The sequence below is a fragment of the Bacillus sp. ME78 genome (assembly GCF_903970865.1).
Lineage (GTDB): Bacteria > Bacillota > Bacilli > Bacillales > Bacillaceae_G > Bacillus_A > Bacillus_A cereus.
Map to the genome: position 1 here is coordinate 223,938 of NZ_CAJCKK010000004.1, position 26,487 is coordinate 250,424.

A 26,487-nucleotide genomic window follows, 5' to 3' on the forward strand; every position below is an offset into this window, starting at 1 on the left:
GTTCACCCATCTTCCTGAAAACAACTATATTCACCTTTATTGTTTACTAAAATGAAGAATTATACGTATTGAATTTTTGTAGGCATTTTTGGATCTGTATCGTGAATTTCAAAGGATTCACCCACTCCAAATCCTTTTTCCTCTAGTACTTGTGATACTGACATACGAGCTAGTTCTTTCATGTTATTATCTAAGCTTAAATGGGCTAAATAAATATGCTTTGTCTCATCTGTAATTACATCTGCCATCGCTAATGCAGCATCCTCATTACAAACATGCCCAACGTCGCTTAAAATGCGTCGTTTAATGCTCCATGGGTAACGTCCCATACGAAGCATTTCCACATCATGATTACTTTCAAATACGAAAGCATTAGCTCCCTTAATAACGCCCTTCATACGGTCGCTTACGTATCCCGTATCTGTAATAAGCGCTAATTTCCTATTATTATTATGGAAAGCATAAAACATCGGTTCAGCCGCATCATGAGAAACTCCAAATGATTCGACTTCAATATCACCAAATGTTTTCACATCCCCAACTGAGAAAATGAATTTTTGCTCAGTTGGGATATTTCCTATTAAATGTTCCATTGCATTCCATGTTTTCTCATTCGCATAAACGGGTAAATCATATTTTCGCGCCAATACACCTAACCCTTTAATATGATCACTATGCTCATGTGTTACAAGAATACCTGATACATCATTTATATTCAGTTCTGCTTGTTTAAATAAAGCCTCTGTCGCTTTACCACTTAAACCTGCATCGACTAGTAATTTTTTTTCATCGGTTCCTACGTATAGCATATTTCCTGTACTTCCACTTGCAAGTACGCTAAAATGCAACCCCATTATTTCTCACTCCAGTATGTTCATCAGCCACTTGATTTTCCTTTTCCCCTAATTCCATAACTTGTCCTTCAATTGCATTCACAAAGAAGTCCTGCTTTTGCTCCGTTTTTAAATTCCACGTTGGAGCAAGTACTTGGTTATTAGAAGTAGATGCGGTAAGAGTGGCATAACCAATTTGCGCTTCTTTAACATGTGTATTTCCATGAATTTTATTTTTTAAATACAAATTTTCTAAAGCTGTTTGAGCCGTAATAATTTCTTGCTCTTTCGTTTTTTCACCTTCGCCCATTTCTTTTAAATCAGTTAGCATTGTCTGCGTATATGAAACAAGTTCATTTTTTTCATTTAATTCCACAACAATCATCGCCTGATTATTATAGAAAATAGGCTTATCTTTATATTTTTGGAAGAAATAAATTTTAGAGTCTTTCACCGCTCCAAATTCATACTTTTGTCCATCCAATACATAGTTCTTCAAAAATTCATTATACTTATCTTTTGATAATGATTTCGTATTTAAAAAAGGCTCTTTTAGCTTACTTTCTATCGTGTACATATTTTGTATATGCGCCGTTTGATTTTTCAAAGACTGTATATCATCTTCTTTAAAGGCTTTATTTTCCGCTCTAATAAATGACTCTTTCTTCGGTTCCTTAGGGATATTCCCTATAGTAATTTTATTTGCTTTTAATTCTTGATCTATCTTTGTTTCTGCAATAAGCTCCAATTGATTACTATCTTGCTTTTGAATGAATTGAAAAATGAGAAAGAGGTCCAAAACAAAAAAGGTCACAATAAATATGGTTTTAATTCGATCCCAATCCATTTAGTCCTCCCTCACTCCACTCATAGATTTGCTGTTTACCCGTTTCACCTTCAACAAGCTTTACATACCAAATTGGTTGTAGTCGAACTACTTGCCCATCTAGTGATAACTTGTATCCAATACCAATATCCTTAATTACTTGTTTCTTTATCTCTGGATTATTTTCTAGGGATGCTATTACAACATGCCCTGACGGAAGAGTAACTTTCTGTTCTATGCCTTTAGTATTTAAAGACAGCAACGGTCTTTCATATTCCATTACTTCTTCTGATCCCCATTTTTGTCTCAATTCAGCTAATCCATCTGTATTGAATACGGAATATCCATCTTCATGTAAGCGAAATACTGTCTCTCCTTTATTCATATAGTCCAAACGATATGAATCCAAACTTCCACTGTGACCACTTACAAATTCAAAGCTTTTTTGTAACAGCATTAAATTATCTATCGTTTTCTCAGTTAAGACAGAAGAGTTTTTATACTTTAGCATGTGACGATCGTTTTCAATTTCCATGGATCTAATACCATCTGTAAATGTTTCTTTCGATATCTCAGTAATCGGACTTAAATAACGAGGATCACTAAACAGAGCATTCTTAAACGTATCAACTGCTAAATTAGATGAAATATATGTTATATTGTTTAACTCTGTCGTGCCATCTGGTAAAAATAACTTTTTCATATCATTGATTTGATAATCAAAATAGGGCTTTGCTGATACTATAAATTGATTTTGAGCATTTACAATATCTTTTAAATACACACCACTTAATTTTGCCTCATATATTTTAAAGTTATCACCATCAGAAACAAAGTTAATTTTAATTTCTTGATCCTTACTCCTAGAAGGATCAAGGAGAATACGATTAAAATGTTTAGGCTTATCTGTACTTTTCTCTTTCATGTTAAACATAGATTTAACTGCATCAAATGGGATATCAGTAGGGAAAACAAGTTCAATTTTCCCTTCACCATGCACATAGGATAGGAAATCACCCTTAGTGATTGATATCTCTCTAAACTCATGTAGTTCCCCTACTTCCAAAGGCTTATAGATTGATTCTATATCTGCCTCTCTTCTGCTCCCATAATGATTTTTATCTTTATGCACGATGATAGAAGTAGGACGGACAACATCGGAAATTTTAGTTTGATTCGTTCCTTCATTGCCCTGTACAAATTTTGCGTTTTGCATGGATGTAGAATCTGGCACATACGTCCATAGGTTAAAAGTAAGAAACAGGCTAATTACAACTAGGTTAATTAAAACTATTGTTTTAAAGTTTTCCATACTCATTCCCAATCGTCCTCTTCATCTGCTGCCATTGGTAACGTGAAATAAATAGTTGTCCCTTTTCCTTCTTCACTCTTCGCCCAAATAGAGCCACCATGTGCCTCGATCATTTCTTTTGCAATTGCTAATCCAAGTCCCGTACCACCCATTTGTCTTGAACGAGCTTTATCTACGCGATAAAAACGTTCAAAGATTTTATCAACGTTTTCTTTTGGAATACCCATTCCTTGGTCACTTACGCTAATTTCTAATAAATCACCGCGATCACGTAAGCGATATGTTACTGTTCCACCTTCTGGTGAATACTTTAATGCGTTAGAAATAATGTTATACAGCACTTGAGTAATTTTGTCAGTATCCATATCAATAAACCTAGACTTCTTAGAGAAAGATCGTTTGAAACTTACATTTTGTTCTTTAGACATTTCAAAGCGATCAATAATATTATTAAAGAAATCAGTAAAGTCGACCCATTCTTTCATTAAACGGTGCTCTGTACTATCAAGTTTAGATAGCTGTAACAACGCATTTACAAGTCTAATCATTCTTTCTGTTTCTTCTTGTGTAACCGTTAAAAATTGTGGTGCAATATTCGGATCCTGCCATGCTCCATCTGTAAGTGCCTCTAAATAACTGCGCATTGTCGTTAATGGCGTCCTTAATTCATGAGAGACATTCGCCACAAACTCACGGCGTTCCCTTTCTATACGCTCCTGCTCTGTTACATCATATAATACGGCAATTAAACCATTTGCCTTCCCTGTTTCTTTTTGAATAACAGAGAAACTAGCACGTAAAATATATGGTTCATTTCTCGTACTAAAATCTAATAAAACAGAATCTGGCTCTTCATATAAATGATCGAGCGTAAATTCTTCCTGTATCCCTAATACCTCTAAAACAGATTGATCGAGCGCTGTTTCACGAGAAACATTTAACATTTTTTCCGCAGGGTCATTTAGTAAAATAATATCCCCTTTTCGGTCAGTAGCAATTACTCCATCTGTCATATGAGATAAAACAGATGATAGTTTACGCCTTTCACTTTCTGTAGAAGAACGAGCTTGTTGTAATTTTTTTGATAAATTATTGAAGGATAATGCCAGTTGTCCAATTTCATCATGGCTATGCACCTTTACTTTTCTCGAATAATTTCCTTTTGCCATTTCGATTGCTTGTCTCCGCATATCTGAAATTGGTCTTGTAATTGTTTGAGCCAATAAAATCCCAAGTACGGCCGTTACTAATAAGGCAATTACTGTTCCCGTAGCAAAAATTTGATTTATATCCTTCATTTGTTTATATACATCTTCCATAGATGCAACGATGTATATAACACCAAGCGCATCCTTGCCATTATCATCTAGAATCGGAGTAAGCATAACTTGAACACGATGGCCTGTACTACCATCCTTCTCAATTTTCACTTCTGGCTTTTTTTGCACCAACACTCGCTGAACAGCTATATCAGTTGATGTTCTATTCACCTTATTCTGCTTTGATTCATCTGAAATAGCCAGTAACTTTCTATGCGAATCAAATACACTTACCTCTTGTATAACTTTTTTTTGATCAGAGGCAAACTTTCGAATAGAAGTTTTAATCGTTTCATCTGTTGACTCTGTTTCTGCTTTTGTATAACTTTTTTTAAATTCTTGTTTCAAGTTATATGATAATAAGTTTGTTTGCTGCGTTAAAGAATCCCTAAAACCTTGTACTAGGCTCTTCTCTAATTCCCTTACAAAATATACCCCAATAACTTGCATCGCTATTAATATTAATAGCATATATATAAGCACAAATTTTAAATGAATAGATTGAAAAAAACCAACTTTCTTCATATACTATTCCTGCTCTGGGTCACGCAAGTAATACCCTACTCCACGTCTAGTTACAATTAAAGTAGGATGGCTTGGATTATCTTCAATTTTTTCACGCAAACGACGTACTGTTACGTCTACTGTGCGCACATCTCCAAAATAGTCATAACCCCAAACTGTTTGTAATAAATGTTCGCGTGTCATAACTTGTCCTAAGTGTTTCGCTAAATAATGTAGCAACTCAAATTCACGATGTGTAAGCTCGATATTTTCCTCGCGCTTCGTTACACTATATGCATTTGGATTAATAACAATTGGTCCAATAACCATTTCTGTATTTTCTTCTTTTTCTGCAGCACCACCTTGTTGGTGACGGCGTAAATTCGCCTTCACACGAGCAAGTAATTCTCTCGTGCTAAATGGCTTCGTTACATAATCATCTGCCCCAAGCTCAAGCCCTAATACTTTATCAATCTCAGAGTCCTTTGCTGTAAGCATAATAATCGGCATTTCTGAACTTTTACGTATTTCACGACAAACCTCTAAGCCATCTTTACCTGGTAGCATAATATCTAATAAAACCATATCTGGTTGTTCTTCATTAGCTTTTTCAATTGCTTCATCACCATCATGCGCCATTACTATTTCAAAACCTTCTTTTTCTAGGTTAAACTTCAAAATATCTGCAATCGGCTTTTCATCATCAACTACTAAAATTTTCTTTCCCATCATCGTCTATTTCCTCCTTATAAAAATATGGTCAATAATCCCTAAACATATTGATGTTTACATAGTATGTCCTATATGACCGCATCCTTTGTTTAAGTATTTTCTCCTCTATTCTCATAGACTCATGTATGATCCACTTTTACACGGAATCCTATACGATCTATAGAAAAACCTCTAGCTTCAACTGCTAGAGGCTCCTCGTTCTATTTTAAAATAACTACTCAGTTTTGTAAAATCACATAAATAAAAAGGATATTAAGTGGGCCCACTTAATATCCTGAGAGTGGCTCGGGACGGAATCGAACCGCCGACACGAGGATTTTCAGTCCTCTGCTCTACCGACTGAGCTACCGAGCCAAAACTATATATAAAACCACTAATGGTGGTATAAACAAAAGTGGCGGTCCCGACCGGGGTCGAACCGGCGATCTCCTGCGTGACAGGCAGGCATGTTAACCACTACACCACGGGACCAAAAATAAGCATAAAAAAACATGACCCGTACGGGATTCGAACCCGTGTTACCGCCGTGAAAGGGCGGTGTCTTAACCACTTGACCAACGGGCCACGAAAAATAAAATGGTGAGCCATGAAGGATTCGAACCTTCGACCCTCTGATTAAAAGTCAGATGCTCTACCAACTGAGCTAATGGCTCATACTCACCAACGTCATATTTTCGTGACGACAAGATGTATCATAACATGTATTCTGTATTCTTCGCAATACTTTTTTTCATTTTTTTATAAAAGATAAGAAAAAACTCATGCGGACATGAGTTTTTTCTTAAAATATCAATTAAGCTTCGTATACATTACGAACAATATTCGTTTGGTTACGATCTGGTCCAACTGAGAACATAGATAATTGAATTCCTGTTAACTCAGAAACACGTTCTACGTATTTTCGTGCATTTTCAGGAAGCTCGTCTAATGATTTTACACCAGTAATATCTTCTGTCCAACCTGGAAGCTCTTCATATACAGGCTCACATTTCGCTAAAATGTTTAAGTTTGCTGGAACTTCATCGATAACTTCGCCATTGTATTTGTAAGCAACACAAATTTTAAGAGTTGGAATATCTGTTAAAACGTCGATAGAATTTAATGATAGATCCGTTAAACCACTAACACGACGCGCATGTCTTACAACAACGCTATCGAACCAACCTACGCGGCGCGGACGACCAGTTGTTGTTCCGTACTCACGACCAACTTCACGAATTTGATGACCAATTTCATCATTAAGTTCAGTAGGGAATGGACCGTCACCAACACGGCTTGTATATGCTTTACATACACCTACAACGCGAGTAACTTTCGCAGGACCAACTCCAGTTCCAACTGTTACACCACCCGCAATCGGGTTAGAAGATGTAACGAATGGGTACGTACCGTGGTCAATATCAAGCATAACACCTTGTGCACCTTCAAATAATACACGGTGATTGTTATCTAGTGCATCATTTAATACAACAGATGTGTCGCATACATATTGTGCGATTTGTTGTCCATATTCGAAGTACTCTTCAAAGATTTCTTCTACACTGAAACCTTCTGTATCGTACATTTTTTCAAACAAACGATTTTTCTCTACTAAATTGCGCTCAAGCTTCTCTTTAAATGCTTCACGATCTAAAAGATCAGCCATACGGATACCAATACGAGCAGCTTTATCCATATATGCAGGACCGATACCTTTTTTCGTTGTACCGATTTTGTTATCACCTTTACTAGCCTCTTCTAACTCATCTTGTTTTAAGTGATAAGGTAAAATAACGTGTGCACGGTTACTTACACGTAAATTATCAGTACTTACACCACGGTCGTGTAAGTATTTTAACTCTTCAAGTAATGCTTTCGGATCTACTACTAAGCCATTTCCGATTACACAAATTTTCTCTTTATAGAAAATACCAGATGGAATTAAGTGTAACTTATATTTAACTCCGCCGAAAACAATTGTATGTCCCGCGTTATTTCCACCTTGATATCTTGCAACTACTTCCGCATGCTCAGAAAGAAAATCAGTGATTTTACCTTTTCCTTCGTCGCCCCATTGTGTTCCTACAACTACTACTGAAGACATTATTAAAGCACCTCCGCAATTTTCAAACGATCTATTCAAACAATATAATTGTACCAAAACCGAAAAAGAAGTCAACCAAAAAGCGAACATTTTTTTATTAAAAATCATTTTCGTTCGTAAGAATTATGTTTTCACCTTATGAAAGCCTTATCTTTACACCATAAAAAAAGAAACACATCTTATTATAAGAAATGTGTTTCTTTTTTATACTGCCTTTATGCCCCATCCTCAAAGCGTCGTTCTAAGTTAACGAACTTATTGAACTCTTTGACGAATGCAAGTTCCACTGAACCTACTGGACCGTTACGTTGCTTTGCAATGATAATTTCAATCGTATTTTTATTTTCCGTTTCACGGTCATAGTAATCTTCACGATATAGGAAAGCTACAATATCAGCATCCTGCTCAATACTTCCAGATTCACGAATATCAGACATCATCGGGCGTTTATCCTGACGAGATTCTACACCACGAGATAACTGTGATAAGGCAATAACAGGCACTTGCAATTCACGTGCAATCCCTTTTAAAGTACGAGAAATCTCAGATACTTCCTGCTGACGGTTCTCACCTGATTTCCCACTTCCTTGAATAAGCTGTAAGTAGTCAATTAAAACCATTCCAAGACCTTGTTCTTGCTTTAGTCTACGACATTTTGCTCGAATCTCATTTACCTTAATTCCCGGTGTATCATCAATATATATACCGGCATTTGAAAGACTCCCCATCGCCATTGTTAATTTCGCCCAATCATCAGAAGTTAGTGACCCGGTACGAAGTCTTTGCGCATCGATATTTCCTTCTGCACAAAGCATACGCATAACAAGCTGATCGGAGCCCATCTCCAAGCTAAAAATCGCTACATTTTCATCCGTTTTCGTCGCTACGTTTTGTGCGATATTTAATGAAAATGCAGTTTTCCCTACTGACGGACGTGCTGCTACAATGATTAAATCATTTCGCTGGAAACCTGCCGTCATCTTATCTAATTCAGTAAATCCAGTTGGTATCCCAGTAACTTCACCTTTTTGATTATGCAAAAGTTCAATTTTATCATAAGCATCCACAAGAACATCTTTAATATTTTGAAATGCTTTTGCATTCGTTTGATGGGATACTTCTAATATTTTTTTCTCGGCCTCATTTAAAAGGCCGTCCACGTCATCTTCTCTCTCGTATCCATCCGACACTATATGAGTCGCTGTTCGAATTAAACGGCGTAAAAGTGCCTTTTCAGCAATGATACGTGCATAATATTCAACGTTAGCAGCTGTTGGAACAACTTCTGCTAACTCTGCTAGATAAGACACTCCACCAACTTCTTCTAGTAATCCTTGATCAGCCATCGCTGATGTCATTATTACTAAGTCGATCGGTTCTCCTTTATCAGATAATCCAAGCATGACCTCAAAAATCTTTTGATGTTTCGTTCGATAGAATGAATCAGGTACCAATAACTCCGATGCTGACGTTAACGCATCTTGATCAATTAATATGGCACCTAAAACCGCCTGCTCGGCCTCTATATTATGCGGAGGGGTACGATCAGCAAGTACATCACTCATACGCAATCCTCCTTGCTTAATTTATTTTTATTGTTCACTAACATGAACTTTTACTGTCGCTGTTACTTGCGGATGCAATTTCACTGTTACATTTGTGTAGCCTAATGCACGAATTGCATCATCCATTTCAAATTTACGTTTATCAAGTTTAATTTTATGTGATTTTTGCATCGCATCTACGATTTGTTTGCTCGTAATAGAACCGAATAAACGGCCACCTTCTCCAGATTTCGCCTTTAATTCTACAGTTAATTTCTCTAAAGTCTCTTTTAACTCTTTTGCATTTTCAAGCTCTGCTGCTGCATCTTTTTCTTCTTTACGCTTTTGAGCTTCTAAAGTTTTCATACTGCTATTTGTTGCTTCAGCAGCTAATCCTTGTTTTAGTAAGAAGTTATTTGCATAGCCATCCGGTACGTTTTTTATTTCTCCTTTTTTACCTTTACCTTTTACGTCTTTTAGAAAAATTACTTTCATGATTGTGTGCCTCCCTGTAAATAGTCATCAATAACAAATCGAAGCTTCTCCTCAGCTTCATCTACTGTAACATTTTTCATTTGTGTGGCTGCATTAGTCAAATGCCCGCCACCGCCTAAATTTTCCATAATTAGCTGCACATTCACTTCACCTAAAGACCTGCTGCTAATTCCAATGAGATTCTCACCACGTTTCGCAACAACAAATGATGCAATAATCCCTGTCATCGTTAATAACGTGTCTGCCGATTGCGCAATAAGCACTTGATCGTAGTAATCATCACTATCAACTTTAGCAATCGCAATTCCATTTTTATAAATGTACGCATTTTTTATAGCTTTTGCAACCCGTAAATACTGATCCATATCTTCCTTTAAAAGTTCTTGTACAAGCACAGTATCTGCACCATGTGAGCGTAAATAAGAAGCAGCATCAAATGTACGAGCCCCTGTCCGGAATGTGAAACTTTTCGTGTCGACAATAATACCTGCTAACAATGCCGTCGCTTCTAGCATTGTCATCTTTAAATTTTTAGGTTGATACTCAAGTAATTCTGTAACCAATTCTGCCGTTGAAGAAGCATATGGTTCCATATAAACTAGCAATGGGTCTTCAATAAAATCTTCCCCACGACGATGATGATCAATAACTACTACATTTTCAATTTTATGTAACAGTTTTTGCTCCATCACCATAGAAGGTTTATGCGTATCAACAACAACAAGTAACGACTCATCATTTGCAAATTCCATCGCTTGCTCTGGAGTAATAAAATGAGACCATAACTCCTCATTTTGTTTCACTTTGTCCATCAAGCGTTTAATTCCCTTATCAGAATCATTTTCATCTAATACAATATATCCTTTACGCTCGTTTAATTGAGCCACTTTTAAAATACCAATCGCAGCACCAATTGCGTCCATATCAGGAGCCCTATGCCCCATGATAATGACATTACTACTTTCTAACACTAAATCCTTTAACGCATGCGAAATGACCCTAGCACGTACACGGGTACGCTTTTCAACCGGATTTGTCTTACCTCCATAGAACTTAACTTTACCTGTCGCTTGTTTAATAGCTACTTGGTCTCCCCCGCGCCCAAGCGCAAGGTCTAAACCAGATTGAGCCATTGCCCCAAGCTCTGACAAAGGTAAATCACCTGATCCGACACCTACACTTAATGTAAGTGGTATATTCCTTTTAGATGTTTCTTCACGCACCTGATCTAAAATACTAAATTTCCCTTTCTCCATCTGCGTCAGAATACTTTCATTTAGCACAACGAAGAATCTTTCTGAAGATGCACGTTTTAAATACGCACCATACTTAAGTGCCCATTCATTTAGTCGCGATGTCACAAGACTTGTTATATTCGTACGTAATTGATCATCTAATCCTTGTGTAACTTCATCATAATTATCCAAATAAATTACAGCTAAAACAGTGCGTTGATCCTCATACATCTTTTCGATTTCCGTTTGTTCCGTTACATCAAAGAAATAAATTAACTTTTCTTCTTTCCTTACAAAAACACGAAACTTTCGATTATTTAAAGAGACTATATCATCAGAAGTTTCTCCTTTAATGAAAAGAAGTAATGTTTCTGATACATCGTAAAGGTGCCATCCAGCTAACGCATGCTGTCCCAGGCATGAAGATAAATAAGGATTTGCCCAATCAATCCCGTAATCCTTATTGTATAACAAAATACCAATCGGCATTTGGTTAAATGCTTCATTACTGACTTTCTTTACCCTCGTAATCATATCTGTCGTATGCTTTTCGAAATTCCTTTGAAAATTAAGTTCAAATCGTATAACGATAAAGAACACGATACAAAAAATGATAAAAGCAGCTATCCCCATAATTAAATGAAAATAACAGAGAATTGAAATGAGCACAAACACAAAAAATGCCAATACATAAACAGGATATAAAAACCACTGTTTCTTATCAAATTCAGGCATGTATACAACTCCTATAAAGTAAAACTAACTCACCTTCCAGTTAGTTAAACAGATTAAAATAGTATAAGGAATATTATTTTATTCCCCTATTTTAGAACGCAACGAAATCCCTAAGTCAATTATACCTAAGATTGTCACAAGAGGAAACAGCATCGGAATAAACATGCATACAATAAAACTAATAATAGGAACCCCTTTTGTAAAACCTTTTCTATACGCTAAAAAGGAAATGAATGTTAGCCCTTGCAGTACAAGCAATAGTGCAAATATGACATATAGGTTAGAAAATACCATATGTAAATATGTTGTTGGATCTACTTTTATAAAAGTTGCTAACAAAATAAATATAACGTAATACCAAACAATACTCTTTGGTAATTGTAGATCTTTAAATTTAGGCCAAGGTATAATGTCGTGTTTTAACTTTTTCAAAACACTACCTGATATTATCACTGTAATCCAAGAAAAACATACTGAAACTAGAACAAGTATACTTGGAAATAACAATTGTAATATATCATTCATTTGTGTAAGTAACTCTTTTTGTTCCTTACTAATCGGCATACCTATAGCACTTACTATCTTTTCACTTTGCACCATACTTTCACTAAACATACTTTGCATCTGCTTCATTATATCTATGTTGAAAAACTTTATACTCGCAACATAAATAAGTACAAAACCAATTAAGTATGCAAGCGTCCCCGCTATTAAGATTTCCACTGGCTTTTTTCTTGTTTTATACGTATACCCTAAAACAATCCCTATCAATCCAAACATAATTGTCTTCACTAAATTCATAGGTTGACTCACAATAACAGTAACAAAAAGTGCCACTACAAAAATCAAAAGCACATTAGATAGTTTATGTCTTATCGTTAATAGTATAAATGGTAACGGCAACGCAAAAGTTACAACAGTACCTAAAATCGGAACATACATAGATATAAGCAATAAAATTGCATATATAGCTAATAACGCTGCGCCTTCTGTAATAAACTTTGTTTGTTTCATATTTTAACCTCTCTTTCAAAAAAGAAAAGCATAGCAAAATGCACAGTAGAGTCCGACTCTACTGTGCATTTCATACGCTATTATTCACCAACATATGGTAAAAGTGCCATTTGACGAGCACGTTTAATTGCAACTGTAAGTTTGCGTTGGTATTTTGCGCTTGTCCCTGTTACACGACGAGGTAAAATTTTACCACGCTCAGAAACGAAACGTTTTAATAAATCAACATCTTTATAGTCAATGCGAGTGATGCCGTTAGCTGTGAAGAAACACACCTTACGACGTTTCGCACGTCCACCTTTGCGTCCTGCCATGTCTATTTCCCTCCATTCTTTGTTAAAACTAACAAATCTACTGTATTAGAACGGTAAATCGTCGTCGGAAATGTCGATCGGTTGACCTACATTTGAAAATGGATCGTCATTCTTCGTAAATCCAGAGTTCCCTTGATTACCTTGGTTACCTGAATTACTAGATTGACCAAATGGGTTAGAGCCTTGGTTACCGAAACCAGCTCCTGATGGTTGCTGATTGAATGAACCACGTTGCTCCCCACCGCCATTACGCGGCTCTAAAAATTGTACGCTTTCCGCAAGAACTTCTGTTACATATACACGTTTACCGTCTTGTCCATCGTAATTACGAGTTTGAAGACGTCCATCTACGCCTGCTAAGCTTCCTTTTTTCAAATAATTTGCTACGTTTTCTGCTTGTTTACGCCATATTACACAATTAATAAAGTCAGCTTCACGCTCACCTTGTTGATTCGCAAATGCGCGATTCACAGCTAACGTAAAAGTAGCTACTGCAACACCATTGGGCGTGTAACGTAAGTCAGGGTCCTTAGTTAAACGACCAACGAGGATAACACGATTCATCAATCGAACCACTCTCCCTTATATATCAATTATTTTTCTTCTTCTTTAACAACGATATGACGAAGGATGTCTTCGTTGATCTTAGCTAAACGGTCGAATTCGTTAATCGCTTCTGCGTTAGAGTTCACGTTTAAGATCATGTAGAAACCTTCACGTAAGTCGTTGATTTCGTAAGCTAAACGACGCTTACCCCACTCTTTCGTGTTAATGATTTCTGCACCATTGTTTGTTAAAACACCTGCAAAACGTTCAACTAAAGCTTTTTGAGCTTCTTCTTCAACGCCAGGACGAATGATGTACATAATTTCGTACTTTCTCATTACACTTTCACCTCCTTTTGGTCTAAACGGCCCATAATGGGCAAGGAGCAATTAATTTATAGTAATTACTCACGAGTTTAGATTATATCATAGTAAGTTATATGAATCAACTCACCAATACATAAAAAACTTGGCAAACATATAATATATTCGCCAAGCTCATATCTTTATTTTTCCTAGGAAATATTAGATTAAACGTTAAAACGGAAGTGCATAACATCTCCGTCTTTTACGATATACTCTTTTCCTTCTAAACGTACTTTTCCAGCTTCTTTTGCAGCTGTCATAGAACCGTTTGTCATTAAGTCATCGTAAGAAACTGTTTCTGCACGAATAAATCCACGCTCAAAGTCTGTATGAATAACACCAGCACATTGTGGTGCCTTCATACCTTGTTTAAATGTCCAAGCACGTACTTCTTGAACGCCAGCTGTAAAGTAAGTAGCAAGTCCTAATAGGTCATATGCTGCACGAATTAATTGATCTAAACCAGACTCTTCAATACCTAGTTCTTCAAGGAATACTTTTTTCTCTTCCTCGTCTAATTCAGCGATTTCTGATTCGATTTTTGCACATACAACGATTACTTGAGAATTTTCATTTTCTGCAAATTCTTTTACCATTTGTACGTATTTATTTTCCGAAGGATCGATAACATCGTCTTCACTTACGTTCGCTACGTATAACATTTCTTTTGTTGTAAGTAAATGAAGGCCTTTAACAATCTTCATCTGCTCTTCTGTAAATTCAACAGTACGAGCCGGTTTCCCCTCTTCAAAAGCCTCTTTTAAACGAACTAAAATTTCATGCTCATATACAGCTTCTTTATCTTTTTGTCTTGCTAATTTCGCAACACGCTCGATACGCTTATCAACAGACTCTAAGTCCGCTAAAATTAGCTCTAAGTTGATTGTTTCGATATCATCAATTGGATCTACTTTCCCTGAAACGTGCGTAATATTTTCGTCTTCAAAACAACGAACAACTTGGCAAATTGCATCTACTTGACGAATGTGAGATAAGAATTTATTTCCTAAACCTTCACCTTTACTAGCACCTTTTACGATACCTGCAATATCAGTAAACTCAAATACAGTCGGAACAGTCTTTTTCGGTTCTACTAATTCCGTTAATTTATTTAAACGCTCATCTGGTACTTCTACAATCCCTACGTTTGGATCAATTGTACAGAATGGATAGTTTGCAGATTCTGCTCCTGCTTGTGTAATTGCATTAAATAAAGTGGACTTACCTACGTTAGGTAATCCAACAATCCCAGCCGTTAATCCCATATTTTTCACTCCTATGTCTCAATCTTTCATCATTATAGATAGTAACGAAAAAAATGACAAGTTTCCGCCAAACGAAAAAAAGTAACAGTTACCTACTGTAACTTTTACTCTCCCTCTATTCTTCGTGCTTCACAAGTATTTTTTTCACCTTACGATCAAACTCTCTTCGAGTAATCATTACTGAATGGTCACATCCCTCGCACTTAATGCGGATATCCATTCCCATACGAATAATTTTCCAACGATTCTCGCCACATGGATGTGCTTTCTTCATTTCCACAACATCGTACAAGTTATATTCCTTTTGCTCCACTCTTCAAACTCCTCTCCATACTAAATTGCTTTTCCACTAACCAATTCTTCACGATTGTATAAAACCATACGTGGATATGGAATTTCAATCCCATGTAAATCAAGACGATTTTTAATCTCTTTACGAAGTGCCCTTGCAATAACTGCATGTTGCATCGGCTCTACTTCAGCGATAACGCGTAATATAACTTCTGATGCAGCTAACGTTTGCACACCTAATAATTGAGGTGTTGTTACCATTTTTTCATACTTTGAAGGTAACTCTACTAATAAATCTTCAATAACCTGTTCTGCTTTCGCAATATCAGCCTCATATGAAATAGATACATCAACAAACGCTACACTATTACTAACTGAATAGTTAGTAACTTGAATAATACTTCCATTTGGTAAAGTATGAATTTCACCTGTCCAACTCTTTACTTTCGTTGTACGAAGTCCAATTTCTAAAACGACTCCTTCAAATTGACCGATTTTAACATAATCGCCAACTGAAAACTGATCTTCTAGCAAAATAAATAAACCTGTAATAACGTCTTTCACTAAACTTTGAGCACCAAATCCGACTGCTAAACCAATTACCCCAGCACCCGCTAATAAACCTGATGCATTAATATCAAACACACCTAAAATCGCAATTAGCATAATGAACATAACAACATACGCTACAATATTTTCAAGTAATTTCGCCACTGTAACTGTACGACGTTCTGAAATTTGAATTGGAGAACGACTCCCCATACGAAACGCATTTCGTACAACCGCTCTTGCAATTCGCACAACAACTGCACCAATTGTTAAAATAATACATATTTTTAATGTCGCAACTCCAATATGAGCCCAACGATCAGCATCTAATAAATACTGTTTCGTAGAATTAAACCACTTCGTTAATAAATTCATGTACCTCTACCTCTCTAGCTAAAATTTCTTTTTAGTTATCCTTATTATTGTATCAGAAGTCCTCTAATTGCTGAAAAAATTTTATGATTTTAATCCTATTTTATCCCCGCCATTCAGGTATAAAATGGAACGAATATATATATACTAGTACTATTATTTCCGTTTTCATTCACATTTTGCAAAAATTACGCACTTATAGCTTTCCATTTTTCTCACCATATAACATATATTGAAAATTTATTAAAAGGATGGGTGCTTCATGAACATTGGAAGTTTTCGCTTACCATTTTTTGAGAAAGAAACTCAAAACGTTATGCACCAAGATCTAGAAGCCTCTGAGATAATCAGTAATTTCTTACTTACCCATATTCCTATTAAAACTAATATACCACTCATTCTCGTTTGTATCGGAACAGATCGTTCTACAGGTGACGCACTCGGCCCGTTAGTTGGTACAAAACTTGAACAAATAGACATCAAAAACCTCCAAATATTCGGTACACTCGATGAGCCAGTACATGCACTAAATTTAGAAGAAAAAATTCAGAATATACAGAAAGAATATCCTACTGCATTTATAATTGCTGTTGATGCATGTTTAGGAAAGTCCCAAAATATTGGGTCAATCACTACTGGAAAGGGACCTAGTAAACCTGGTGCTGCTATGAATAAGAAATTACCTGCAGTTGGTGATCTGCATATACACGGTATCGTCAATCTAAATGGGTTTATGGAGTTTTTCGTTCTTCAAAATACAAGATTAAGTTTAGTCATGAAAATGGCTGATGTAATCGCACAAAGTATAAAAGAGACGGATCAAAAATTATCCGCATTAAAAAAAGCAAACCATCTATAAATAATAAGATGGTTTGCTTTTTAATTTTTCTGTGCTAATAGTTCTAAAATACGATTTAAATCTTCTTTATTAAAAAATTCAATTTCGATTTTACCTTTTTCTTTTTTCGTCTCTTTAATTTTCACATCTGTGCCAAACTTTTCTCTTAAGAACGTTTCACGTTCTACGAAAAATATATTTCGCTCTTTTTTCACTTTTTTTGTTTCACGTGAAACGTGTTGATTAATCTCTTGGACGATTTTCTCTAATTGACGAACATTTAATCCTTCTTTTTCAATGCGTTTCAATAAGGACTTCAATTGTTCTTCGTCTTTTATCGTAAGTAAAGTTCTCCCATGAGCCATTGAAAGTTGACCATTTGCAATCATATCTTGGACGAACGAAGGGAGGCCTAATAACCGAGTATAATTTGCAATGTAAGGTCTGCTTTTGCCAAGACGTTTCGCTAATTGTTCTTGCGTTACATTTAGCTCATTCATTAACATCTGGTATGCCATTGCCTCTTCCATAGGATTTAAATCTTCTCGTTGTAAGTTTTCTAACAAAGCAAATTCCATCATTTGCTGTTCAGTTAATTGTCTTACAACCGCAGGTACCTTTTCTAAACCAGCCTCTTTTGCAGCACGAAATCGTCTTTCACCTGCAACGATTTCATATCCTTTAATACTCTTTCTAGCAATTAATGGTTGTAGAATACCGTGTTCCTTAATCGAAATTGCTAATTCCTGAATAGCCTCTTTATTAAAGTGTTTACGCGGTTGATATGGATTTGGCCTTAATTCAGTTACAAGAATCTCCTGAATTGTTTCCTCTTCTTTCACATCTAAATCAGGAAAAAACACATTAATTCCTCTTCCTAATCCTTTAGCCACCTGCAATCACTTCCTCTGCTAAATCTATATATACTTCTGCTCCTCTTGATTTAGCGTCATACTGCATAATAGGTTTCCCATGACTTGGAGCCTCGCTCAAGCGTACATTACGCGGAATAATCGAGCGATATACTTTATCCCTAAAATACTTTTTCACTTCATCTATAACTTGGATCCCTAAATTTGTACGAGCATCCAACATTGTTAACAATACGCCTTGAATTGCTAAATTTTTATTTAAATGTTTTTGTACAAGTCGAACTGTATTTAATAGCTGACTTAATCCTTCTAGTGCATAATATTCACACTGTACAGGAATAATAACAGAATCTGCTGCTGTTAATGCATTAATCGTTAATAACCCTAAAGACGGGGGACAGTCGATAATAATATAATCATATTCATCACGAACTGGCTGTAATGCTCTTTGCAAACGTACTTCCCGGGAAATAGTCGGTACCAATTCAATTTCAGCACCAGCCAATTGAATTGTAGCGGGTAGAACATCTAAGTTTTCAGTTGCGGTTTTCTGTATAACCCCTTGAACATCTGCATCTTCCACAAGAACGTTGTAAATACATTGATCTAATTCAGATTTTTCAATTCCCACACCAGTCGTTGCATTTCCTTGAGCATCAATATCTACAAGAAGGACTTTTTTACCTACTTGCGCCAATCCAGCCCCTAAATTAACAGATGTTGTGGTTTTTCCAACACCGCCTTTTTGATTAGCAATAGCAATGATTTTTCCCATGATGTCACCTACTTTCAACCTTTCTATCTTATTCTAGTAACAATTACGTTTATTGTAACATGAAATAAAACTTTTTCTTTTACGTCCTTTATTAAACTTCAAAATTTATTTCTAAACTCCTTCTTCATTTAACAAGAAAATATAGTAAAAGAGACCTCTCCAATAGGATAAGGTCTCTAACACGTCATTATTATTTTTTCTTTGGAATTTTAATTGTAATTTGATAGTACTCATCAAATTCTTCTTCCTCAGAATTAACATTTAAACCACTTTCAGTAACCATTTGTAAAGATTGTCTAATTGTATTCATAGCAATCCTCGTATCTCGACTTACTGCTTTTTGCTTTGCCTTACGCTTCGGTTTTGCTTCCTCTAGTAACTTCGCAATTCGTTCTTCTGTTTGCTTTACATTCAGTTGTTTCTCCACAATTTCCTGTAAAACCTTCAGTTGTAATTCCTCATTTTTTAAAGGAATGAGAGCGCGGGCATGACGTTCTGTAATGCTTTTTTCTAATAATGCACTTTTTATTTCTTCAGGCAACTTTAACAATCGCAACTTATTTGCGATTGTAGATTGTCCTTTTCCAAGTCGTTGTGCCAATGCTTCTTGTGTTAAATTATGTAACTCAATCAGCTTTTGATATGCCACAGCTTCCTCGATTGCCGTTAGTTCCTCACGTTGCAAGTTTTCAATTAAAGCTACAGAAGCTGTCTCTGTATCATTTAAGTTCTTTATAATTGCAGGAACCTTTTCCCAACCTAACTTTGTTGCCGCGCGAAAACGTCTTTCTCCAGCAATAATCTCATACTTATCGTCCTCATATTTCCTTACAACAATCGGCTGAATAAGTCCATGTGTACGAATCGTTAATGCTAGCTCATCAATACGCGCATCATCAAAAACTGTTCTTGGTTGATAACGGTTAGGGGTAATATTTACTATCGGAATTTCTTGTATTTCCTCATATACCTTTTTATCTATCTCTTCATGGCTTTCGTCTTGTAATTCGAATTCGCTCTCTTTATCTCCAAAGCCAAATAAACGAGAAAACGTATTTTTCATACATATTCCACCACCTTTTAGGCCTATTGACTATTCTCCATAAAATGTTTCCTATGAAACATTTACGTTTTCATTTATATAATTTAATCTTACGTCTAATAAGATTTATTTTTCAATAGGTAATTTATTGGGTGTTCCCGGTTTGCGTGGATATTTCTTTGGTGTCTTGCGCTTTTTCTCGATTAATAAAATATTACGTTCACTCTCTTCAAACGGTAATTGGAACGTAGACATCTCTTTTAACTCTCCGCCTAGAACCTCTAAAGCATACTTGCCATTTTCGATTTCTTCGTTTGCTGCTGCACCTTTCATTGCAATGAATGTTCCTCCAACTTTTACAAGTGGTAAACATAGCTCACTTAATACAGAAAGACGCGCAACTGCACGTGCCATTACAATATCGTATGATTCACGTACACCTTCTTTTTTCCCAAATGTTTCAGCACGATCATGACAAAATGCAACATCACTTAATTCTAACTTTTGTGCTAAGTGATTTAAGAAATTAATACGTTTTTGCAATGAATCTACAATTGTTACTTTTAAGTGCGGGAAACAGATTTTTAAAGGAATACTTGGGAATCCAGCCCCTGCACCAACATCACAAATTGAGAATGGTTTTGAAAAATCATAATAAAAAGCAGCTGTAATGGAATCAAAAAAGTGTTTTAAGTATACTTCTTCTTTTTCTGTAATAGCCGTTAAGTTCATTTTTTCATTCCACTCTACTAATGTTTCAAAGTAGATTTTGAACTGCTCTAATTGTCTAGAAGAGAGGGTGATTCCCTTCTCTTCTAGCATAGATTGAAATTGTTCTATGTTCATCTAGCAATATCTCCTTACTATGTTATTGGTTCGATACGCGCGCAATTTTTCCTTGTTCTATATACACAAGTAAAATGGAAATATCCGCTGGATTTACGCCAGAAATACGTGAAGCCTGCCCCATTGAAAGTGGACGAACATCTTTCAATTTCTGTCTAGCTTCTGAAGCAAGGCTAGAAATCGCGTCATAATCAATATCTACAGGGATTTTTTTACTCTCCATTTTCTTCATTCGCTCTACTTGCTGTAAAGATTTTTCAATATATCCTTCGTACTTAATCTGAATTTCAACTTGTTCTGTAACTTCATCACTTAATTCTACTTCACTTGGTACTAAAAGATGAATATGCTCATATGTCATCTCTGGACGACGTAATAAGTCACTTGCACGTATTCCATCTTTCAATTCACTTCCGCCAATATTGCGAATTAATTCTTGAACTTCAGGACGTGGTTTAATAATAATGCTGCTTAAACGTTCCTTTTCCTGTTCAATTTGTAATTTTTTATTTGTAAATCGCTCATATCGCTCTTCTTTAATTAATCCAATTTCACGACCAACTTCAGTTAAACGAAGATCAGCATTATCGTGGCGTAATAATAGACGGTATTCTGCACGAGACGTTAATAAACGATATGGTTCATTTGTACCTTTCGTTACAAGATCATCAATTAAGACACCAATATAAGCATCCTCGCGGCCTAAAACAACTTCTTTTTTACCTAAAGAACGGCATGCTGCATTAATCCCAGCCATAAGCCCTTGTCCTGCCGCCTCTTCGTAACCAGAAGTTCCATTAATTTGTCCTGCTGTATATAAATTTTTAATCTTTTTCGTTTCAAGTGTTGGCCATAATTGTGTTGGCACAATTGCATCATATTCAATCGCATAACCTGTGCGCATCATTTCAACATTTTCTAGGCCTGGAATTGTTCTAAGCATGTCACGTTGTACATCTTCTGGTAGGCTTGTGGATAAACCTTGTACATATACTTCTTGTGTATTACGCCCTTCTGGCTCTAAGAAAATTTGATGACGTGGTTTGTCATTAAATCTTACTACTTTGTCTTCAATAGAAGGACAGTACCTAGGGCCTGTTCCTTTAATCATACCAGAATACATAGCTGAACGATGTAAATTTTCATCTATTAAACGGTGTGTTTCTGTACTTGTATATGTCAACCAACATGGAATTTGATCCATAATAAATTTCGTTGTTTCAAAAGAGAACGAACGCGGCTTATCATCACCTGGTTGAATTTCTGTTTTACTGTAGTCAATTGTATTACTGTTTACACGCGGAGGTGTCCCTGTTTTAAATCTAACAAGATCAAATCCAAGCTCCTCTAAATGCTCAGATAATGTAATAGACGGTTGTTGATTATTTGGACCGCTTGAATATTTTAAATCGCCCATGATAATCTCGCCACGTAAAAATGTTCCAGTCGTAATTACAACGGTTTTCGCTGTATATTCTGCACCAGCTTGTGTAACTACCCCTTTACATATACCTTCTTCAACGATTAAACGCTCTACCATTCCTTGGAACAACGTTAAGTTTGGTGTTTCTTCAATTGTTTTCTTCAATTCATGTTGGTAAGAGAATTTATCAGCTTGCGCTCGAAGTGCACGTACAGCTGGACCCTTACCTGTATTTAGCATACGCATTTGAATATGAGTTTTATCAATATTACGTCCCATTTCTCCGCCTAATGCATCAATTTCACGAACAACAATCCCTTTTGCTGGTCCACCAACAGAAGGGTTACATGGCATGAATGCTACCATATCTAAGTTAATTGTTAACATTAATGTTTTTGAGCCCATTCGTGCTGCCGCAAGACCAGCTTCACATCCTGCATGACCTGCACCGATTACTATGACATCGTATGAACCGGCATTGTATCCCATTGTTTATTCCTCCTAATAATCTCTATCTTTCTAAAACATCACTATATTATTTTCCTAAACAAAATTGAGAGAACAACTGGTCAATTAGGCTTTCATGGACTGTGTCACCAGTAATTTCACCAAGTATTTCCCACGTTCTTGTTAAATCAATTTGCACCATATCAATTGGTACACCATTTTCTATTGCCTCAATTGCATCACCGATTGTTTGTCCCGCTTGTGTTAATAATCCAATATGTCTCGCATTAGAAACATATGTCATATCTGTAGAATCGATTGTTCCTTCAAAGAATAAATCAGCTATTGCCTTTTCGAGTTCATCTATTCCTTGTTCCTCAATTAAGGATGTTGTAATAACACGATTTCCCTCGGCTAACTCTGTAACACGTTCCATATCAATTGCTTGCGGTAAATCAGTCTTATTCACAATAACAATAAAGTCTTTTCCTTGTACCGCATGGAATAGATCTTCATCCTCATTTGTTAAAGCCTCGCTATAGTTGACAACAACTAATACTAAATCTGCTTGGCTCATCATTTCTTTTGAACGCTCCACACCAATTCGTTCAACAACATCTTCTGTCTCACGAATACCGGCTGTATCTATAAGTTTAAGAGGTACGCCACGCACATTAACGTACTCTTCAATAACATCACGAGTTGTTCCTGCAATATCAGTTACAATTGCTTTTTTCTCCTGAACAAGGCTATTTAATAACGATGATTTTCCAACATTAGGCCTACCGATAATTGCTGTAGCAATACCTTCACGTAAGATTTTCCCTTGTTTTGATGTTTCTAATATTTTTTCGATTTCCGAACGAACATGCGTTGCTTTCTCAATTAAAATATTATGTGTCATCTCTTCTACATCATCGTATTCTGGATAATCTATATTTACCTCAACATGAGCTAATGTTTCTAATATTTCTTGACGTAAGCGACCAATTAATTTAGATAATCGCCCTTCCATTTGATTAATTGCTACATTCATCGCACGATCTGTTTTTGCTCGAATCAAATCCATAACAGCTTCTGCTTGTGATAAATCGATACGTCCATTTAAAAAAGCACGTTTTGTAAATTCGCCCGGTTCTGCCAATCGTACTCCTTGCGCTAGAATAAGTTGCAATACTTTATTTACTGAAACAAGTCCGCCATGACAGTTAATTTCCACTATATTTTCACGTGTAAAAGTCCTCGGTGCGCGCATAATAGACACCATAACTTCTTCAATAACTTGATTTGTATCTAAATCAACGATATGACCATAATGAATAGTATGAGAAGAAACCTCTGTTAAATCCTTCCCTTTAAAAATACGGTCAACTTTCTCCACCGCATCATCCCCACTTACTCGAACAATGGCAATTGCACCCTCTCCAAGCGCTGTGGAAATCGCAGCAATTGTATCAAATTCCATGTCCTTTCACCTCACTTGCTTATTTATCTCTATTTCAACATGATTATTTCTTTCACTAAATTATTAGGATACCATAACGAACCTATCTACAAAAGAAGAATAACTCATTTTATTATATCCCCATGTAAAAAACACTAAACTTATTCACAGTGGATAAGTTTAGTGTTTTTTAGTTATCCACATCTATTTTTCGCTCAAAAAAACCGGCACTCATTTGAGCAACCGGTCATTTAGGAGATATTACAACATGCCGATGTGGTTCATTTCCTTCAGAAGTTGTTTTGATACCTTGATGATTTGATAATGCCTGATGAATAATTTTTCGTTCAAAAGATGGCATCGGTTCTAAAATAACTCTTTTTTTCGTATTAGATACTTGTTTCGCTAATCGATAAGAAAGTGATTCTAACGTACTTTTTCTTTTACTACGATAATTTTCAGCATCTAGTGTAATACCGATATACTGCTTCGTGTTACGATTTGCGACAAGTTTTGTTAAATACTGTAAAGAGTTCAATGTATTACCTCTTTTTCCAATTAAAACTCCTACATCGTCACCAGAAATTGTAAATTCAATCTCGCGTCCTTTTACAATTTTACTAATTTCAACTTCCACACCCATATTGTGAATAACATTTCTTAAATATTCTTCACATTCCTGAATTGGATCTTTCTTCAATACAACTTCTACTACTGCAGGACGATTCCCAAATAAACCTAAGAACCCTCTTTTACCCTCATCGACAATATTTATATCTACTCGATCTTTTGATGTGTTTAATTGCCTTAAAGCATCCTCTACTGCCAGCTCGACTGTTTGTCCTTTAGCAGTAATTATACTCACTTGCTTGAGCCTCCAGCTTTGTTAGCCTTAATCTCTGGCCCTTTGATAAAGTACATTTGAGCAATACCAAAGATATTACCAACAACCCAGTAAAGTGATAATGCAGCTGGGAAGTTAATTGCAAAGATTAAAATCATAATCGGCATAAGCCAAATCATCATTGCCATTTGTGGATTTTGACCAGCAGTTCCTGCCATTGCAAGCTTTTGCTGAATAAATGTCGTAATCGCTGCAACAACCGGTAAGATATAGTAAGGGTCTGCCTGTCCTAAATCAAACCATAAAAATGTATGTTTACTAATTTCTGATGTTCTCATAATCGCATGATAAAATGCGAATAAAATAGGCATCTGAACAAATATTGGTAAACAACCGGCTAATGGATTTACACCATTTTTTTGATATAGCTGCATCATTTCTTGTTGTAATTTTTGCTGTGTTGCTTGGTCTTTCGAGCTATATTTCTCTTTTAACTTTACCATTTCTGGTTGTAACGCCTGCATAGCTTTCGTACTCTTCGTTTGCTTAATCATTAATGGTAATAATGCAAAACGAATAATAAGGGTCGTAATAACGATCGCTAAACCGTAATTATCACCAAGCCATGTCGCAAAATACGTGATTAACTGAGAAAGCGGGTATACGAAATATTCATTCCAAATCCCAGTGCTCTTCGATGTAATCGGCTGACCCGTTTCACTACAGCCGGTAGCAATTGCCATTAATGTAATAACCATGGCCAGTAAACCTATTTTCTTTTTCAAAGCCTGCTCCTCCTTGTTTCGGTATGTATATAGTGTAATTCATTTCCTTACGCTACTTTTTTATTCTTTTCATACCAGAGCGTTTAAAGACATGAATTAAGCTTTTCTTTACTTCTTCATATGTCATCTCTGCACAAGGCTTCCTTGCTATTATAACAAAATCTTTTCCAGAATCTATCTCATCTTTTAACTCTGTAATAGCCTGACGGACTATGCGCTTAATTCGATTACGAACTACTGCATTTCCTATTTTCTTGCTAACAGAAAGGCCGATGCGAAAGTTTGGCTGTTCTTCTTTATCTAATTGGTATACAACAAACTGACGATTCGCATTTGATTTTCCTTTTTGAAAAACCGCCTGGAATTCATCATTCTTCTTTATACGATGTTTTTTCTTCATATCAATTGACACTCCTGTATTTCATCAGCGGAAATTCACTATTATTAGAAAAAAAGACCACTGAACGATCAGTGGTCTACGCAGATAATACTTTTCTTCCTTTACGACGACGAGCTGCTAGCACTTTACGTCCGTTCGCTGTGCTCATACGGCTGCGGAAACCATGTACTTTGCTGCGCTTACGTTTATTTGGTTGGTAAGTTCTTTTCATTATATGACACCTCCCTGAGGAATATCTGTTAAAGACAGTCCTATAAATTATAGTTAATTAACTAGGAAAATGTCAATGGTTCTAGAAATTTTCATCAAATATTCATTTTGAACCTATTCACATACTTTTTCACAGCATCTATATTTCCTTGTGGATAAATGTTTTTTCAGGTTTTTTATATCCACAAACTTTTTTCCCACTTTTACACAGTATATCGTGTTGTGGA

General features: G+C 35.9%; 27 protein-coding genes and 4 tRNA genes. 1 reads left to right on the forward strand and 30 read right to left on the reverse strand.

Annotated elements, in window-relative coordinates; all coding sequences use genetic code 11:
• Positions 1–59 precede the first annotated feature (59 nt).
• The 20 genes from H6481_RS08125 to H6481_RS08220 all read right to left on the reverse strand — a co-directional run bounded on the left by H6481_RS08125 (position 60) and on the right by H6481_RS08220 (position 16,337).
• The gene (locus tag H6481_RS08125) at positions 60–854 is read right to left on the reverse strand and encodes an MBL fold metallo-hydrolase (RefSeq protein ID WP_000522837.1); all 795 of its coding nucleotides are present in this window, start codon (positions 852–854) and stop codon (positions 60–62) included.
• Positions 838–1,680 (reverse strand): two-component system regulatory protein YycI, encoded by an 843-nt coding sequence (locus tag H6481_RS08130; protein WP_182811412.1) that lies wholly within the window; start codon positions 1,678–1,680, stop codon positions 838–840. The genes H6481_RS08125 and H6481_RS08130 overlap by 17 nt, the downstream gene beginning before the upstream one ends.
• Positions 1,661–2,977 carry a two-component system activity regulator YycH gene (gene yycH / locus H6481_RS08135; RefSeq protein ID WP_000061569.1) on the reverse strand — a complete coding sequence of 439 codons (1,317 nt, stop codon included), beginning with the start codon at positions 2,975–2,977 and terminating at the stop codon, positions 1,661–1,663. The genes H6481_RS08130 and yycH overlap by 20 nt, the downstream gene beginning before the upstream one ends.
• Positions 2,974–4,815, reverse strand: coding sequence for a cell wall metabolism sensor histidine kinase WalK (gene walK, locus H6481_RS08140; RefSeq protein WP_000755367.1), 1,842 nt, complete (start codon positions 4,813–4,815; stop codon positions 2,974–2,976). The genes yycH and walK overlap by 4 nt, the downstream gene beginning before the upstream one ends.
• Before the next feature lie 3 nt (positions 4,816–4,818).
• Positions 4,819–5,526 carry a cell wall metabolism DNA-binding response regulator WalR gene (gene walR, locus H6481_RS08145; protein WP_000971865.1) on the reverse strand — a complete coding sequence of 236 codons (708 nt, stop codon included), beginning with the start codon at positions 5,524–5,526 and terminating at the stop codon, positions 4,819–4,821.
• Between the two features lie 281 nt (positions 5,527–5,807).
• Positions 5,808–5,880 (reverse strand) — tRNA-Phe (locus tag H6481_RS08150).
• Positions 5,881–5,921: 41 nt separating this feature from the next.
• Positions 5,922–5,997: transfer RNA gene (locus tag H6481_RS08155), tRNA-Asp, on the reverse strand.
• Between the two features lie 21 nt (positions 5,998–6,018).
• Positions 6,019–6,090, reverse strand: a tRNA-Glu gene (locus tag H6481_RS08160).
• Positions 6,091–6,103: 13 nt separating this feature from the next.
• Positions 6,104–6,179, reverse strand: a tRNA-Lys gene (locus tag H6481_RS08165).
• Between the two features lie 140 nt (positions 6,180–6,319).
• Positions 6,320–7,609 carry an adenylosuccinate synthase gene (locus H6481_RS08170; RefSeq protein WP_000100230.1) on the reverse strand — a complete coding sequence of 430 codons (1,290 nt, stop codon included), beginning with the start codon at positions 7,607–7,609 and terminating at the stop codon, positions 6,320–6,322.
• Positions 7,610–7,824: 215 nt separating this feature from the next.
• Complete coding sequence (gene dnaB / locus H6481_RS08175) at positions 7,825–9,174, reverse strand: replicative DNA helicase (protein ID WP_001286147.1); 1,350 nt, start codon at positions 9,172–9,174, stop codon at positions 7,825–7,827.
• 27 nt (positions 9,175–9,201) lie between these two features.
• Complete coding sequence (rplI, locus tag H6481_RS08180; RefSeq protein WP_000864223.1) at positions 9,202–9,648, reverse strand: 50S ribosomal protein L9; 447 nt, start codon at positions 9,646–9,648, stop codon at positions 9,202–9,204.
• A complete protein-coding gene (locus H6481_RS08185) occupies positions 9,645–11,618 on the reverse strand; it encodes a DHH family phosphoesterase (protein WP_001113779.1) in 1,974 nt (657 codons plus the stop codon). The genes rplI and H6481_RS08185 overlap by 4 nt, the downstream gene beginning before the upstream one ends.
• A gap of 78 nt (positions 11,619–11,696) precedes the next feature.
• On the reverse strand, positions 11,697–12,632 hold the full coding sequence (locus H6481_RS08190; RefSeq protein WP_182811415.1) for a YybS family protein: 936 nt from the start codon (positions 12,630–12,632) through the stop codon (positions 11,697–11,699).
• An 80-nt stretch (positions 12,633–12,712) separates the two neighbouring features.
• On the reverse strand, positions 12,713–12,946 hold the full coding sequence (rpsR, locus tag H6481_RS08195) for a 30S ribosomal protein S18 (protein WP_000918873.1): 234 nt from the start codon (positions 12,944–12,946) through the stop codon (positions 12,713–12,715).
• 45 nt (positions 12,947–12,991) lie between these two features.
• A complete protein-coding gene (gene ssb / locus H6481_RS08200) occupies positions 12,992–13,513 on the reverse strand; it encodes a single-stranded DNA-binding protein (protein ID WP_002094213.1) in 522 nt (173 codons plus the stop codon).
• 26 nt (positions 13,514–13,539) lie between these two features.
• Positions 13,540–13,830 (reverse strand): 30S ribosomal protein S6, encoded by a 291-nt coding sequence (rpsF, locus tag H6481_RS08205; protein ID WP_001233781.1) that lies wholly within the window; start codon positions 13,828–13,830, stop codon positions 13,540–13,542.
• Between the two features lie 191 nt (positions 13,831–14,021).
• On the reverse strand, positions 14,022–15,122 hold the full coding sequence (ychF, locus tag H6481_RS08210) for a redox-regulated ATPase YchF (protein ID WP_000524670.1): 1,101 nt from the start codon (positions 15,120–15,122) through the stop codon (positions 14,022–14,024).
• Between the two features lie 115 nt (positions 15,123–15,237).
• Positions 15,238–15,435: a DUF951 domain-containing protein gene (locus H6481_RS08215; protein ID WP_000435486.1), complete on the reverse strand. Its 198-nt coding sequence runs from the start codon at positions 15,433–15,435 to the stop codon at positions 15,238–15,240.
• Between the two features lie 20 nt (positions 15,436–15,455).
• Positions 15,456–16,337: a mechanosensitive ion channel family protein gene (locus tag H6481_RS08220; protein ID WP_182811418.1), complete on the reverse strand. Its 882-nt coding sequence runs from the start codon at positions 16,335–16,337 to the stop codon at positions 15,456–15,458.
• Between the two features lie 259 nt (positions 16,338–16,596).
• On the opposite strand from H6481_RS08220, the gene yyaC reads away from it, so the two are divergent.
• A complete protein-coding gene (gene yyaC / locus H6481_RS08225; protein WP_001020708.1) occupies positions 16,597–17,193 on the forward strand; it encodes a spore protease YyaC in 597 nt (198 codons plus the stop codon).
• Positions 17,194–17,213: 20 nt separating this feature from the next.
• On the opposite strand, the gene spo0J is transcribed toward yyaC, so the two are convergent.
• The 10 genes from spo0J to rpmH form a co-directional block, all read right to left on the reverse strand.
• Positions 17,214–18,065: a stage 0 sporulation protein Spo0J gene (gene spo0J / locus H6481_RS08230; protein WP_182811421.1), complete on the reverse strand. Its 852-nt coding sequence runs from the start codon at positions 18,063–18,065 to the stop codon at positions 17,214–17,216.
• Positions 18,058–18,819: a sporulation initiation inhibitor protein Soj gene (gene soj, locus H6481_RS08235; RefSeq protein WP_000516114.1), complete on the reverse strand. Its 762-nt coding sequence runs from the start codon at positions 18,817–18,819 to the stop codon at positions 18,058–18,060. The genes spo0J and soj overlap by 8 nt, the downstream gene beginning before the upstream one ends.
• Before the next feature lie 190 nt (positions 18,820–19,009).
• Entirely contained in the window at positions 19,010–19,882 is an 873-nt protein-coding gene (gene noc, locus H6481_RS08240) for a nucleoid occlusion protein (protein ID WP_182811424.1), read from the reverse strand.
• A gap of 105 nt (positions 19,883–19,987) precedes the next feature.
• Positions 19,988–20,707, reverse strand: coding sequence for a 16S rRNA (guanine(527)-N(7))-methyltransferase RsmG (rsmG, locus tag H6481_RS08245; protein WP_001019628.1), 720 nt, complete (start codon positions 20,705–20,707; stop codon positions 19,988–19,990).
• A 22-nt stretch (positions 20,708–20,729) separates the two neighbouring features.
• Positions 20,730–22,619 carry a tRNA uridine-5-carboxymethylaminomethyl(34) synthesis enzyme MnmG gene (gene mnmG / locus H6481_RS08250; protein ID WP_000541052.1) on the reverse strand — a complete coding sequence of 630 codons (1,890 nt, stop codon included), beginning with the start codon at positions 22,617–22,619 and terminating at the stop codon, positions 20,730–20,732.
• Positions 22,620–22,665: 46 nt separating this feature from the next.
• Positions 22,666–24,042 (reverse strand): tRNA uridine-5-carboxymethylaminomethyl(34) synthesis GTPase MnmE, encoded by a 1,377-nt coding sequence (gene mnmE / locus H6481_RS08255; protein WP_000393762.1) that lies wholly within the window; start codon positions 24,040–24,042, stop codon positions 22,666–22,668.
• Positions 24,043–24,268: 226 nt separating this feature from the next.
• Complete coding sequence (jag, locus tag H6481_RS08260; protein ID WP_000022795.1) at positions 24,269–24,886, reverse strand: RNA-binding cell elongation regulator Jag/EloR; 618 nt, start codon at positions 24,884–24,886, stop codon at positions 24,269–24,271.
• Positions 24,883–25,650, reverse strand: coding sequence for a YidC family membrane integrase SpoIIIJ (spoIIIJ, locus tag H6481_RS08265; protein WP_000726764.1), 768 nt, complete (start codon positions 25,648–25,650; stop codon positions 24,883–24,885). The genes jag and spoIIIJ overlap by 4 nt, the downstream gene beginning before the upstream one ends.
• 52 nt (positions 25,651–25,702) lie before the next feature.
• The gene (gene rnpA, locus H6481_RS08270; protein WP_023523635.1) at positions 25,703–26,050 is read right to left on the reverse strand and encodes a ribonuclease P protein component; all 348 of its coding nucleotides are present in this window, start codon (positions 26,048–26,050) and stop codon (positions 25,703–25,705) included.
• Between the two features lie 76 nt (positions 26,051–26,126).
• The gene (rpmH, locus tag H6481_RS08275; protein WP_000831901.1) at positions 26,127–26,261 is read right to left on the reverse strand and encodes a 50S ribosomal protein L34; all 135 of its coding nucleotides are present in this window, start codon (positions 26,259–26,261) and stop codon (positions 26,127–26,129) included.
• Positions 26,262–26,487: the final 226 nt, after the last annotated feature.